The 12,671-nt window shown below is 59.8% G+C and carries 12 protein-coding genes and 1 pseudogene; 6 read left to right on the forward strand and 7 right to left on the reverse strand.

The annotated features are described in order from the left end of the window. The first annotated feature begins 1 nt into the window (after position 1). Positions 2–526, forward strand: coding sequence for a tetratricopeptide repeat protein (locus tag CFU_RS07970; protein WP_041743131.1), 525 nt, complete (start codon positions 2–4; stop codon positions 524–526). Positions 527–609: 83 nt separating this feature from the next. Here CFU_RS07970 and CFU_RS07975 read toward each other — a convergent pair whose 3' ends face one another. Further along, positions 610–2,424, reverse strand: a complete 1,815-nt coding sequence (locus tag CFU_RS07975; protein ID WP_014005526.1) for a M4 family metallopeptidase — start codon at positions 2,422–2,424, stop codon at positions 610–612. A gap of 448 nt (positions 2,425–2,872) precedes the next feature. Between CFU_RS07975 and CFU_RS07980 the strand changes: the two genes are divergently transcribed. Next, the gene (locus CFU_RS07980; protein ID WP_041741520.1) at positions 2,873–3,475 is read left to right on the forward strand and encodes a CVNH domain-containing protein; all 603 of its coding nucleotides are present in this window, start codon (positions 2,873–2,875) and stop codon (positions 3,473–3,475) included. 6 nt (positions 3,476–3,481) lie between these two features. On the opposite strand, the gene CFU_RS07985 is transcribed toward CFU_RS07980, so the two are convergent. After that, a complete protein-coding gene (locus CFU_RS07985) occupies positions 3,482–4,402 on the reverse strand; it encodes a LysR family transcriptional regulator (RefSeq protein ID WP_014005528.1) in 921 nt (306 codons plus the stop codon). Positions 4,403–4,548: 146 nt separating this feature from the next. Between CFU_RS07985 and metE the strand changes: the two genes are divergently transcribed. Beyond that, positions 4,549–6,837 carry a 5-methyltetrahydropteroyltriglutamate--homocysteine S-methyltransferase gene (gene metE / locus CFU_RS07990; RefSeq protein WP_041741522.1) on the forward strand — a complete coding sequence of 763 codons (2,289 nt, stop codon included), beginning with the start codon at positions 4,549–4,551 and terminating at the stop codon, positions 6,835–6,837. Between the two features lie 75 nt (positions 6,838–6,912). Here metE and CFU_RS07995 read toward each other — a convergent pair whose 3' ends face one another. The 4 genes and pseudogenes from CFU_RS07995 to CFU_RS08010 all read right to left on the reverse strand — a co-directional run bounded on the left by CFU_RS07995 (position 6,913) and on the right by CFU_RS08010 (position 10,160). After that, positions 6,913–7,491 carry an ATP-dependent Clp protease proteolytic subunit gene (locus tag CFU_RS07995; RefSeq protein ID WP_014005530.1) on the reverse strand — a complete coding sequence of 193 codons (579 nt, stop codon included), beginning with the start codon at positions 7,489–7,491 and terminating at the stop codon, positions 6,913–6,915. A gap of 119 nt (positions 7,492–7,610) precedes the next feature. Beyond that, a pseudogene (locus CFU_RS08000) lies at positions 7,611–8,421 on the reverse strand (MetQ/NlpA family ABC transporter substrate-binding protein). Between the two features lie 39 nt (positions 8,422–8,460). Further along, the gene (locus tag CFU_RS08005; RefSeq protein ID WP_014005532.1) at positions 8,461–9,120 is read right to left on the reverse strand and encodes a methionine ABC transporter permease; all 660 of its coding nucleotides are present in this window, start codon (positions 9,118–9,120) and stop codon (positions 8,461–8,463) included. Next, positions 9,120–10,160 (reverse strand): methionine ABC transporter ATP-binding protein, encoded by a 1,041-nt coding sequence (locus CFU_RS08010; protein WP_014005533.1) that lies wholly within the window; start codon positions 10,158–10,160, stop codon positions 9,120–9,122. The genes CFU_RS08005 and CFU_RS08010 overlap by 1 nt, the downstream gene beginning before the upstream one ends. Positions 10,161–10,336: 176 nt before the next feature. Here CFU_RS08010 and CFU_RS08015 point away from each other — a divergent pair, with 176 nt between their 5' ends. Both CFU_RS08015 and CFU_RS08020 read left to right on the forward strand, forming a co-directional pair. Next, positions 10,337–10,537 carry a hypothetical protein gene (locus tag CFU_RS08015; protein WP_041741523.1) on the forward strand — a complete coding sequence of 67 codons (201 nt, stop codon included), beginning with the start codon at positions 10,337–10,339 and terminating at the stop codon, positions 10,535–10,537. A gap of 8 nt (positions 10,538–10,545) precedes the next feature. Continuing rightward, positions 10,546–11,328: a hypothetical protein gene (locus tag CFU_RS08020; protein ID WP_041741528.1), complete on the forward strand. Its 783-nt coding sequence runs from the start codon at positions 10,546–10,548 to the stop codon at positions 11,326–11,328. 20 nt (positions 11,329–11,348) lie between these two features. Here CFU_RS08020 and CFU_RS08025 read toward each other — a convergent pair whose 3' ends face one another. Further along, complete coding sequence (locus tag CFU_RS08025) at positions 11,349–11,879, reverse strand: PaaI family thioesterase (RefSeq protein WP_014005535.1); 531 nt, start codon at positions 11,877–11,879, stop codon at positions 11,349–11,351. A 409-nt stretch (positions 11,880–12,288) separates the two neighbouring features. On the opposite strand from CFU_RS08025, the gene CFU_RS08030 reads away from it, so the two are divergent. Beyond that, the gene (locus CFU_RS08030; protein ID WP_014005537.1) at positions 12,289–12,624 is read left to right on the forward strand and encodes a hypothetical protein; all 336 of its coding nucleotides are present in this window, start codon (positions 12,289–12,291) and stop codon (positions 12,622–12,624) included. The last annotated feature ends 47 nt before the right edge of the window (positions 12,625–12,671 follow it).

Here is a 12,671-nt window from a genome sequence, read left to right on the forward strand (position 1 = left end):
CATGCCCGATTGGGAGGCGCGTGTCGCTGCGCTCTGGAAGCAGGTTGACTCGGTGACGCCGGAAGAGCTGGTCAGCCGCATCGACCTGCTGGCTGCCGAGCGGCCTGCAGACGATCCTCTGGCTTTGTTCGAGCGGGCTTGCGCGCGCGATACGGCCGGGTTGGAATCGGCGGCGGAGCCGCTGTACCGGGCCGCCTTGGCAAGCCATGGGCTCGATCCCTATCGCCAGGCGCGGGCAACCATACAGCTTGCCAGCACCTTGCGCATTCTTGGGCGGCTGGAGGAAAGCGAACGGCTGGTCAAGGCGCAACTCGAGCGCTATGCAGAAGCGGGTTATGGTTTGGCGCTGTACGACGAAACGCGAGCGACCCTCGCTTTGACGTACCTGGTCCAGGGACGGGCGGTCGAAGCAGCGTGCCTTGCGCTCACTACGCTGGCGCCGCATTTGTCGCGCTACAATCGTTCGATAGCGGCCAACGCCGCTGAAATCCTCAAGAACACCGCCACTGCCTCCAACTGGTCCTGATCCTGCATTAAAGCAAGGATCCGGGCCGTTCGCCCATATGCAAACGTAAGCAAGCGAGCGGCCCGGTTCGGTTCGTCCGCCGGTTACTGGTAGTTGGCGACCAGGCTAGCGTTGCTGACAGTGCGGTAGGCATTCAGCAGCAGGTAATAGGTTCCTGCCTTCGGTGCGCTGATTGTCACGCTTTCCGAATTGGTGCCGCCTTCCGATTTGCCGTCATAGGAACTGGTGGTCGGCGTGGCGTTCCACTTGACGTAGATGTCGCCGTCACCGCTGCCGCCGGACAACTGGAAGCTCAGGTTCCTGGCGCCGGCCGGCACCGTGATGCTGTACACGTTGCTGGCGCCGGTGGCAAGCGAGATGCCTGTGACCGGCACGCCCTTGACCAGCACGTTGCCGCTGCTGGTGCTGCAGCTGACGCCCACCGCCTTGAATGCAGCGGTAACGTCGGCCACCACGTAGCCGCGGCTGGTGGCGGCTTTCTCGACACCGCAAGCGCCCTGGTTAAAGGTGCTGTTGGCGGTCCAGTACAGGTGGTTGGCGTCGGCCATCACTTCGAACGCCTTGCGGGTGCTCCAGCCGGCGGTGGTCGCCAGCAGGTAGAACGCCTTGTTGTACACGCCGCTGCTGTAGTGGACGTCGAGGCTGCTGGTGTAGTTCTTGGCGTTGTCGATCGAGCGGCCGTCCTGGGTCGGATTGGCCATGTAGCGCAGCGCGCCGGTGGCCTTGAAGATTTCCGTGCCGACCAGGAAGTCGTTGCTGCCCTTCATGTAGTTTTCGGAAGCTTCGCCGGCCATGTCGGAAAAGGCTTCGTTCATGCCGCCCGACATGCCGCTGTACACCAGGCCGGAATTCTGCTCGGTGAAGCCGTGGCTGACTTCATGGCCGGAGACGTCCAGCGCCACCAGGGGATAGAAGGTGGAAGCGCCGTCGCCGAAATTCATGGCGCTGCCGTCCCAGAAAGCGTTTTCATAGCTGTTGCCGTAGTGGACCTTCATGTACAGGGTCTGGCTGATAGGGCGCAGGCTGAGCCAGTCGCGGTACATGTTGAACACCACGTTGCCGAAGTAGTGGGCGTCGTTCAGCGGCGAAAACGCGCCGTTGACAGCCTTGTAGGTATTGCGCGGGCAGGTGAAATGGAAGGGCGTGGTACCGCTGGTGCCATTCTGCAAATCGACGGTGATCACATTGGTGGTGATCATGTTGCAGTTGCTGTCGACAATCAGCGGGCCGTATTTTCCGCCGGGCTGGTACTCGTATTGGCCGGTCTTGGCGTTGCCGCCGGGACCGCTGGCTTCGTAATGGGTGATGCCTTCCCATTTTTTCAGGATGGCGCCGGTGTTGGCGTCAATGATGAAATACGGACGGCTTGGTTTCGCTGCGCTCTTGTTGACGAAGGACACCACATAGATCAGCTGCGCCACGTTATTGCTGCCGAGCTGGACATACAATTTGGCTTGCTCGTTCTCGGTCACCGCGGCGCGGGCGATCGATTTGGCTTGCAGCAGCACGTCAGTCGCGGCATAGACAGGTTTGGCGCTGGGCAGGTCGTTCTCGATATTGCGGATCAGGCTGCCGGACATGGCTGGCTGCGCCTGGCTGGCGCTGCGCTGTTCGACAATCGCCTGGTCCCACAGCGGCACGCCCTGGAAATATTGCTGGTAACGGGTGACGACCTTGCCGTTGGCGTAGTTCTGGCTGCGCAGCGGTTTCAATTCATCGGCGGTCAGGCCGAGAAAGGCTTGCGCGGTTATCGGGCCAGGTCCGGCTTGTTTTGCTGCAGCTGCCTGCGGCGTGTAGCTTTCAAGATCAATGCGGTCGGCTGCGATGGCGCTTGAACTTGCGGCTAGCAGTAGCGACAGAAATAAAGGGCCTTCGACGTGACGTAATACTGGCTTCATGTTATCTCACTCTCTTTAAATGGATGCGTGGATATTTCATAAGTTTGACCAGATACTTCGCGAACAAAAACACTACCGGCAGTCCAGGGCGGTTCCCGGCCCGATCGATTCGCACGCTGGATTGCTTGCGGCAATTACGATTGATTCAGCGTGTACAACACGTACAAGGAGCCGTTGACCACCAGGACGGCGGCGATGACTTTCACAAATCAAATACGTGACTAAAGTTACGTATTGTTACAAAATGAATGCCATGCGGCAACATACCTGCATTCCCAATGCTCAAATAGCTGTCATTTCTTACAGGGTGGCGCGGCGCTGGATTGCCGGCGAAGGAGGGAAACGGGAAGATATTTCGCAGTCGGACGTCCGCAAGAAACGTTAAGAGTCCTGTTCTGTCGAAGTACAATTACAGATATACAAAACGTTTCATTGAATGGAGAAAAAAATGAAAATCAAATCCATGTTGGGCCTGATTGCCTGCTGCGGTTCGTTCGCCGCCTGTGCCGCAAGCCCGTATGACGACGGTTATCCCCAATATCCATCTGCCGCGCCTGGTTACTATGGCGATGCGCCTGTTGTCGCTTATGGCGGATACGGAGATTCTCCTTCGTACGGCGACCGCAATGACGATCGTTATGGCGATCGATATGGCGACCGCGACAATTGGACGCCGCCCGGCAGCTACCGCGATTCCTGCCGCGATATCGTGGTCCGGCGCGGCATGCTGGAAGCCACTTGCGGCGGCGACAATGGCGGCAGAAGAACAGCGATCCCGCTGTCGTCCTGCCGCAGCGGCAGTTTTGAAAACATCAACGGCAACCTGCAGTGCATGGGCGGCGGTGGACGTGGCGACTACGGCGGCTCCAGCCGCGACTTGCCGCCGGGGAGTTACCTCCAGTCTTGCTCCGAGATGCGGATGCGAGGCGGCGTGCTGGAAGCAACCTGTGGCGGTAGCGACAACCGCAGGATACGGTCTTCCATCTCAGTGCGTTCCTGCAGGAGCGGCAGCATCGCCAATATCAACGGCTACCTGCAATGCGACCGCTAGCAGCCGTCAAAGCAGTTCCACGCTCAGCAAATTGAGGTAGCAGCTCTCGCGCGTGGTGCTGACAAAGTCGGCCAGGTACGATTGCTGCGACATTTCCGGCAGGCAGGCGGCATACAGCCGCCCGGTCAGGCCGGCGGCGGTGATCCGCTTGGCCAGTACGTAGTCGCGCGTCAGGTAATTCTGCGCAGCCCAGATCGGCAAGGTAGCGATGCCGCGCCGGCTGGCGACCAGCTGCAGCATCGCCACCGTCAGTTCGGTGGTGCGGCGCGCGGTCTGGATGCCGGCCGGCTTCAATACCTGGCGCACCACATCCAGCATGTCGTCCGGCACCGGATAGGTAATCAGCGTGTCGCCGGCGAAATCTTCCGCCACCAGGTATTCCTTGCCCGCCAACGGGTGGTCGTGCGCCACCAGCGCCACGATCTCGAAACTGAACAAGGCGTGGTAATCGACTTTTTCATCGGGATCGACTTCCGCCACGATCGCGACATCGGCGCGATGCTCATATAACAGCCCGACCGGATCGGCCTGGAAGCCTGAGACGATATCCAGTTCCACTTCCGGCCAGCGCTTGCGGAAGATATCCATGGCCGGCATCAGCCAGTCGAAACAGGTATGGCACTCCACCGCAATCCGCAACTGGCCGGCTACGCCTTGCGCTAGCCGCACCAGGTCGCGTTCGCTTTCCGCGACCTGCGGCAATACCGCATCCGCCAGTTTCAGCAAACGTTCGCCGGCCGGGGTAAACCGCACGGGCACCGATTTGCGTTCAAACAAGGTGGTGCCATGATGGTCTTCCAGCTGCTTGATCTGGTGCGACAGCGCCGACTGGGTGACGTTGAGCAGCGTCGCCGCGCGCAGCAGGTTGCCGGCTTCGCGCAGGGCATGCAGGGTTTTCAGGTGCCGTAATTCCAGGATGGATTGCATATTGATTGCTCGTTATTTGCTTAATTGATAATTGAAATTCTGTGTATTAGTAAAATTCAAGTTGATTCTTAATATTTATCGTTTGAATCATAATCCAAGCTGGCCCAACATGCGAGTCATCGAACTTGTTTTTTATGGAGATAAAGATGGCATTGGCACACGTATTAGGGTTTCCGCGCATTGGCGCTCACCGCGAACTGAAATTCGCCCAGGAGTCGTTCTGGAAGGGCGCTTCCGATGAAGCCGCTTTGCGCGCCACCGGTGCCACGCTGCGCGCCCGCCACTGGCAGGCGCAGGCCGATGCCGGCCTGGATTTCGTCACCGTCGGCGATTTTGCCTGGTACGACCAGGTGCTGGGCACGCTGGCCTTGCTGGGCGCGATTCCAAGCCGCTTCGGCTTCGCGCCGAAACAGCTGACCCTGGCCGATTATTTCACCCTGGCGCGCGGCAGCAAGCAGCACTTCGCGATGGAAATGACCAAATGGTTCGACACCAACTATCACTACCTGGTGCCGGAATGGACCGCCGATGTGCAGTTCGACGGCGGCGTCGACTGGCTGCACGACGAGATTGCCGAAGCGCGCGCGCTCGGCCACAAGGTCAAAGTGGCGCTGGTCGGCCCGCTGACGTTGCTTTATCAAGGCAAGATCAAATCGGGCATAGCCCACAAGCTGGACCTGCTGCCTAAAGTGGTGGCCGGCTACCAGCAACTGCTGCAGCGCCTGCACGCCGCCGGCATCGAATCGGTGCAGATCGACGAGCCTATCCTGGCGCTGGAGCTGGACGCCGCCTGGCGCAACGCTTTTGCCCCGGTCTATGCGCAGTTGGGTGATGCCGCGCCAGCCTTGCTGCTGACGACTTATTTCGGCGAAGTCAGCGAACATGCTGAACTGCTGCGTTCGCTGCCGGTGGCCGGCGTCCACCTGGACCTGGTGCGCGGCGCCGGACAGCTGGAGCAGATCGCTGCCGGCTGGCCGCAAGACAAGGTGCTGTCGCTGGGCGTGGTCGATGGCCGCAACCTGTGGCGCACCGACCTCGACCAGGTGCTGACCAAGCTCAAGCCACTGCAGGCGCAACTCGGCGATCGCCTGTGGGTGGCTTCCAGCTGCTCGCTGCTGCATGTGCCGGTCGATCTCGCCAACGAGCCCAAGCTTGATGAAGAATTGAAAAGCTGGCTGGCGTTCGCCACCCAGAAGCTGGCCGAAATCGTCGCCCTCAAGCAAGCCTTGAACGGCAACACGGCGGAAGTCGAAGCACAGTTCGTGGCTTCGCGCGCTGCCCAGGCCAGCCGCCGCAGCTCGAGCCGGATCCACAATCCGCTGGTGCAAAAGCGCCTGGCGGCAGTGACCGCGGCCGATGCCGAGCGTTCCGCCGGTTTTGCCGCGCGCATCGCCAAGCAGCAAGCGAAATGGCAGTTGCCGGCTTTCCCGACCACCACTATCGGGTCGTTCCCGCAGACCGCCGAAATCCGCCAGGCGCGCGCCGCCTACAAGCGCGGCGAGATCGGCCACCTGGATTACCTGGACAAGATGCGCGAAGAAATCCGCGTCGTGGTGGAGAAGCAGGAACAGCTCGGCCTTGACGTGCTGGTGCACGGCGAGCCGGAGCGCAACGACATGGTGGAGTATTTCGGCGAACAGCTGTGGGGCTACGCCTTCACCGCCAACGGCTGGGTGCAAAGCTACGGTTCGCGCTGCGTCAAGCCACCGATCATTTATGGCGACGTCTACCGTCCGGAAGCGATGACCGTCGGCTGGAGCCAGTTTGCCCAGACTCTTACCTCGAAGCCGATGAAGGGCATGCTGACCGGCCCGGTGACCATGCTGCAATGGTCCTTCGTGCGCGACGACCAGCCGCGCGAAACCACGGCGCTGCAAATCGCCTTGGCCCTGCGCGACGAAGTGTGCGACCTGGAAAAGGCCAACATCGGCATGATCCAGATCGACGAACCGGCGTTCCGCGAAGGCTTGCCGCTGAAATCGCGCGACTGGCCGCATTACCTGGACTGGGCGGTGCGCGCATTCAAGATCAGCGCGGCCGGCGTCGGCGACGAAACCCAGATCCACACCCACATGTGCTATTCGGAATTCAACGACATCCTGCCGTGGATCGCCGCGATGGACGCCGACGTCATCACGATCGAGACTTCGCGTTCGGACATGGAGCTGCTGGACGGTTTCGGCCAGTTCGCCTATCCCAACGATATCGGCCCGGGCGTCTACGACATCCACTCGCCGCGCGTGCCGCAAGTCGACGAAATGGAACGCTTGCTGCGCAAGGCGCGCGGCGTGATTCCCGATGCGCGCCTGTGGGTCAATCCGGATTGCGGCCTGAAAACCCGCGGCTGGCCTGAGACTTACGAAGCGCTGGAGAACATGGTGCTGGCGGCCAAGCGCTTGCGTGAGACGGTAGAGCAGGAACGCAAGGCAGCGTAAGGCTGAATGAAAAAAAGGGGGCGAGTATTACTCGCCCCCTTTTTTTATGCTGTTGCGGTTGGTCGCAACGCCGGCTCAGGAAACTTCCTTGGCGCTAACGATGGATTTGGACACCAGGCCGTACTCTATCGCTTCCGGCGCCGACATCCAGAAATCGCGGTCGATATCGACCATGACTTTTTTCGGGTCCTGCCCGGTTTCCTTGGCGATCAAGGCGCCTATCCGTTCGCGCACGCGGATGATCTCGCGCGCCTGGATGGCAATGTCGGAGGCCTGGCCGCCGACGCCGCCGCTTGGCTGATGGATCAGGAAGCGCGTGTTCTGCAGGCAGAAGCGGCGTTCCTTGGGCACCGACAGGAACACGTTGACGGCGGCGCTGCCGACCCAGCCGCTGCCTATCATGTTGACCGGCGCATCGATGAAGCGGATCACGTCATGGATCACATCGCCCGATTCCACGTGGCCGCCCGGCGAACAGACCAGGAAATTGATCGGCGCCTTGGATTCGCCGGAGAGGGCGATCAATTGGCGCACGGTATCGCGCGCTACGGTGTCGTTGATTTGGCCGAACAGCAGTACGGTGCGTGACTTGAACGCTTTCTCTTCCAGGAAGGCGTCGCGCTGGGATGCATTGGTTTCCACTTTTTCTTCCATGATGTGCCTCTAAGGTGTTGGGGAGTTCATTAACTGCAAAAGAGCCAGTGTAAACCAAAAAGCCCCCGCAAATCGCGGAGGCTTCTTTTGTTATTGCTGTCTGACTGTGGTCAGGGCGATCAGAATGCCGGCACCACTGCGCCTTTGTATTTTTCTTCAATGAATTTCTTCACTTCCGGCGAGTTCAATGCTACAGCCAGTTTCTTGATGGCGGCGCTGTCCTTGTTGTCCGGACGGGCCACCCAGCAGGTTGGCGTAAGGTGAATTGGCATCTTCGATGAACAGCGAATCCTTGACTGGATTGAGCTTGGCTTCAATCGCATAGTTGGTGTTGATCAGGGCCAGGTCGACCTGGTTCAGCACGCGCGGCAGGGTAGCTGCTTCCAGTTCCTTGAACTTCAGGTGTTTGGGATTCTCGATGATGTCCTTTTGGGTCGCCGAGATATTGCCAGGATCCTTCAGCTTCAGCAGGCCCTGGCGCGACAGCAGCAGCAAGGCGCGGCCGGAATTGGACGGGTCGTTGGGGATGGCGACCGTGGCGCCGTCCGGCAAGTCGGCCAGTTTCTTGTACTTGGTCGAATAACCGGCGAACGGCTCGACGTGGACCTTGGTGATCACGACTTCGATATCGTTCTTGTGGCTCTTCTTGAATTCATTCAGGTAAGGCTGGTGCAGGAAGAAGTTGCCGTCGACCCGTTTCTCGTTGGTCTGCACTGCCGGCTGGATATAGTCGGTGAACACCTTGACCTGCAGGTCGACGCCTTCCTTGGCCAGGATCGGTTTGACGAAGTCGAGGATTTCCGCATGCGGCACCGGCGTAGCGGCGATCACCAGCTTGTCGGCGGCTTGCGCAGGGGCAGCGGCGATCAGGCTGAAGGTCGAGAACACGGCCGCAGCCAGTCCCAGAGACAGTGAAAATTTGCGTGACATATAAACTCCCTTTTTTTGATTTTAAAAAAAACAGAAAAATTACTTGCGCGTGAAATGCTGCACCAGCCGGTCGCCGGAAAACTGCAGCGCCTGCACCAGCACTACCAGTACAGCAACGGTGGTGACCATGACTTCGGTCTGGAAGCGCTGGTAGCCGAAGCGGATCGCCAGGTCGCCCAGGCCGCCGCCGCCGATCACGCCGGACATGGCGGCGTAGGACATCAGGGCAATCGCGGTGACGGTAGTGGCGGCGATCAGGCCGGGCAGGGCTTCCGGCAGCAGCGCGCCGAAGATGATCTGGCGCTTGTTGGCGCCCATGGCCTGGCAGGCTTCCACCACGCCGCGGTCGATTTCGCGCAGCACGTTTTCCACCAGGCGCGCGAAGAACGGCGCGGTGCCCAGCACCAGCGGCGGAATCGCGCCCTGCACGCCGAGCGAGGTGCCGACCAGGATCACCGTGACTGGGATCATCACGATCAGCAGGATCAGGAACGGCACCGAGCGCAGCACGTTGACGACCAGCGACAGCGCCCGGTAGATGCCGCGCTGTTCCAGCAGCTGGCGTTTGCCGGTGATGAACAGCAGGATGCCGAGCGGCAGCCCGAGCAGTATCGTGAACAGCAGGGAAAAACCGGTCATGGCCAGGGTTTCCCAGGTGGCTTGCCAGATGTCGCCCCAGTCGATGAGTGAGAAATCCATTATGCGAGCACCTCATGACGAATGTTGTGCTGGTCCAGCGTGGTGAAGACTTGCGCTACATCGGCCGGTTCGCCGCGCAGTTCCACCAGCAGCTGGCCGTAGGGCGTGTCCTTGATGCGGGCGATGGTGCCTTGCAGGATGGTGATCAGCGCCGGCGTGGCGGCGGCGATGCTGCTCAGGATCGGCTGGTAGGTGATGTCGCCGACATAGGTCAGGCGCACCAGCAGCCCGCGCAGCTGGCTGGCGCCCGTCGCTGGCAGCAATGCCGTCTCTGCAGAAAACGGCGTGCTTTCGGCGACCATGCTTTGGGTTACCGCATGCTGTGGATGGAGGAATACTTCGGCTACCTCGCCGCTTTCGACGATGCGGCCGGCCTCGATCACCGCAACGCGGTCGCAGATGTTGCGGATCACCTGCATCTCGTGCGTGATCAGTACGATCGTCAGGCCCAGCTTGCGGTTGATGTCGAGCAGCAGGCGCAGGATCGCTTGTGTGGTCTCCGGATCAAGCGCGGAAGTGGCTTCGTCGCATAACAGCAGGTGCGGGGTATTGGCCAGCGCACGGGCGATGCCGACCCGCTGTTTCTGGCCGCCGGACAGTTGCGCCGGATATTTGTCGCGGTGCTCGCCTAGCCCCACCAGGTCCAGCAGTTCGCTGACCCGGGCCGCGCGTTCCTGCGGCGTGTATTTGCCGGTGATCTTCAGCGGCCAGTCGATGTTGGCGGCCACGGTCTTGGCGCCCAGCAGGTTGAAGTGCTGGAAAATCATGCCGATGCGCTGGCGCAGCCGGTGCAGGCCGCTGTTGTCGAGCGCGGTGATGTCTTCGCCCTCGATCAGGACTTTCCCGCTGGACGGGCGTTCCAGCATGTTGAGGGTGCGGATCAGGGTGCTTTTGCCGGCGCCGGAGCGGCCGATGATGCCGAAGATTTCACCCTTTTTGATGTGCAGGTTGATGTCGGACAATGCGGCGACGGGCGTGCCGGCGGTTTTGGCATTGCGTTCCAGCGGGTAGGTTTTATGCAGGTGCTCGATGCGGATCACAGGTTTGCTTCACAGGTTCAGTCAGGCTTGCCATTTTATCAGCGACCCTATATACACCAAAGTTATATCTTGTTATTTGCATATAACAATCTCGTAGTTAAGCCGCTTATTGACGAGGGAAGATATTGTGATGAGAACATGCAAACGATGTTTTTTTATGGCATAGTAAAGAAACTATGAAAGCACCTCAGAGCGAATTGGCCAAAAAAATTCTTGCTGACCCGCAGGCTGCGCAGCAGTTGCGCGCGTATCTTGCCAGCAAGAACTCGAGGTCGTCGTTGTCCACCGCTGTCCCGCCTGACAATGTGATCAGCTTGCATTCTGAGCAAGAGGGCACGGTCCGCTACCGGATTACCGTCGTTCCCATCGCTGCCTGAGCGTATTGATGAATGTAGCGCTGCCTGCTTTCATTATCTTCCTGCTGTTGCTCCCCGGTTTTATCGCCCGCTCCCGTTTCAAACGCGCAGAGCGCGTTTCCTTTGATTATTCCCCATTCGGTCAGATTGTCACCGAGGCGGTGTTGTGGGACTGCATTTTCCACTCCGTGTGGCTGCTGCTGTCTGCAGTCTTGTTTGGACGCGTATTGCAGCCGCTGCTGTTGCTGGAGCTGCTGTCTTCTGATCCAGCCAGCCAGTCCAGGGCGATTAATGGGATCGCCTTGGAATTTTACTGGATCGGTTTCTACTTCCTGAGCTTGTATGGTGGAGCCTGGCTGGTGCCGACTGTATTCCGGCTGCTCATCATCCGCTTCCGGTTAGACGGGACCGGCCGTTTTTCCCCCTGGCTGCGCTTTAACCAGGCGCCGTGGTACTACCTGCTGACCGGCGCCGATTCTGAAGAAGGCAGGCCGCCGGATCTGATCGCGGTATCGGCGATCGTCGACGTGGCTGGCCAGGCGGTACTGTTTACCGGTCTCCTGACGGATTATGTTTTTGACGTCGACGGTGTCCTCGACCGGCTCATCCTGCAGCAGGTGATGCGTCGTCCGCTGGTCGCCGACAAGGAGAACGACGCCACGGTGGAGCAGGACCTGGCGCGCTTCTATGGCGTCGACGGCAATTATTTTGTGCTGCGCTATAGCGAAGCGATTACCTTGAACATCGAATACATCAAGCTGGCGAAACTGGCGGCGGAAACGCCAGCCGACGACAGCGCTCGGCCAGGCTAGCCGCTACTTCGCGATCATTCTCAGGGCAGGGGAAACACCAGGCAGGTAGTGGTCGCATGCGCATAGATCTTGCCTTCGACGTCCACGATATTGGCTTCCGCCACGCCGACCCTGCCGCCGACCTGGATCACTTTGCCTATGGCGCGCACCGGTCCGGTTTTATCCGTGAGCGCACGGATCAGGTTGACCTTCAATTCCAGTGTGGTGTAGCCGCTGCCTTTGGGCAGCGCCGACTGCACCGCGCATCCCAGCGCCGAATCCAGCAAGGTGCAAAAGTAGCCGCCATGCACGCTGCCGATCGGGTTGTAATGCTGCATGGCAGGCGTCCCCTGGAACACCACGCGGCCGGGTTCGGCTTCGATCAGGTTGAAGTCCAGTGTTTGTGCAATCGGCGGAATCGGCAATTCACCTCTCAGGATGGCTTGTAAAAATTCAACGCCGCTGTATTGCTTCAGCTGTTCCAGCGAGGCGACGCCCGGGGCTGCCAGCCTGGCGCGCACGGCGCTATCTTCGGCCTGCCATTGCGCCACGGTTTCTTCACGGTTGGACATGCATTCTCCTGTTCGTTTGCTGTTTATTGTTGTTTATTGCTGGTGGGGTTGATCGAGCTTGCCGCCGCTTTGGCGCAAGCCCAAACCAAGGCAATCGATTGTAAGCGGAATTTTATCCGCGCATCGGACAGGGAAGCGGTGCGGCCATCGTTGCGTTGGTTTCTCGGTTTGCCTGATGAACAACATGTGGCTTGATCCATGCAACTGTGTTGCAATTGGCTTGCAAGCGATGCCGGTTCCCGATTACACTCGCTGTTTCAGCTCTTTGATTTTTCACCAAAGACATCACCAGGCCGAATCGCATGCATCGTCAGCAAACCAGTTTCACCATGTCAACGCCGTGCTTTGCACGCGCGACCGGTGCGCCTGTGCCTGATGCCGGCCTGCCTGGCAACTGCACGGGTGCCGCATGCGGCTGATCGTCGAACCGCATTTCCACGCCAGGCGCCGGTTCAAGCTGCGCCTGCAGCAGTTCGCGTTATGGCTGGCGCTGGCTATCCTGGTGCTGCAACTGGTCGGGATGGCCTTCCATCACCACAGCCTGGCCGAAATCTCATCCGATTGCGTCAGCTGCGACCTGGCTGCCGATTTCCCTTCTCCTGTCCCATCCAGCCCGGTGCCGGTGCTGACGCCGGTGCTGGTATTCGCCTACCGTACGGCTGTCGAACTGGTGTACGTCTTTATCCCGGCGCAGAAGCATTACCTCACTCCGCATTCTCAAGCTCCTCCAGCCCCGGTCGTTTGACCTTCCTTGTTTTTCCCTATTGGTTCTGACCTAAGGCAGCCCTGAGG

The sequence above is a fragment of the Collimonas fungivorans Ter331 genome (assembly GCF_000221045.1).
Lineage (GTDB): Bacteria > Pseudomonadota > Gammaproteobacteria > Burkholderiales > Burkholderiaceae_D > Collimonas > Collimonas fungivorans_A.